This is a genomic window from Pseudomonas sp. yb_2 (genome assembly GCF_043103905.1).
Lineage (GTDB): Bacteria > Pseudomonadota > Gammaproteobacteria > Pseudomonadales > Pseudomonadaceae > Aquipseudomonas > Aquipseudomonas alloputida.
Genome location: NZ_JBICKH010000031.1, coordinates 1 through 508, shown reverse-complemented (window position 1 = coordinate 508; position 508 = coordinate 1). Strand labels below are relative to the sequence as shown.

At 62.6% G+C, this 508-nt stretch carries 1 protein-coding gene; it reads right to left on the bottom strand.

Translation table 11 applies throughout. The annotated features are described in order from the left end of the window. On the bottom strand, window positions 1–508 hold a 508-nt coding region (locus tag ACF8FB_RS06965; protein ID WP_392511149.1), incomplete at both ends, for an immunoglobulin-like domain-containing protein.

Genomic DNA, 508 nt, shown 5'->3' with positions numbered 1-508 from the left:
TGATCGTGGTCTGAGCCGGCGTCGGGTTCGGGGTCAGTTGCTCGAAGTTGCCGCCTGTGGCGTTCTCGATGGTGACACTGACAGTCGAACCGTTGTTGTAGACGTCATTCGCCGGGGTCTGGAAGTCGACGCTGCCCTGGGTTTTGCCGGCTTCAACGGTAATGACCTGGCCGTTGGACAGGGTCACGGTCACCGGCGTCTGGGCAGGGTTGCTCAGGGTCACGGTGTAAGTGATCACGCCGCCTTCGGTCACGCTTGGCGAGGCGGTCAGGGTCGCGGTGGTGGCATCGACCGAGTCGTTGATCGCGGTCTGAGCCGGGGTCGGGTTCGGGGTCAGCTGTTCGAAGTTGCCGCCAGTGGCGCTCTCGATGGTGACGCTGACGGTCGAGCCGTTGTTGTAGACGTCATTGGCCGGGGTCTGGAAATCGACGCTGCCCTGGGTTTTACCCGCTTCAACGGTAATCGTTTGGCCGTTGGACAGGTTCACGGTTACCGGCGTCTGGGCAGG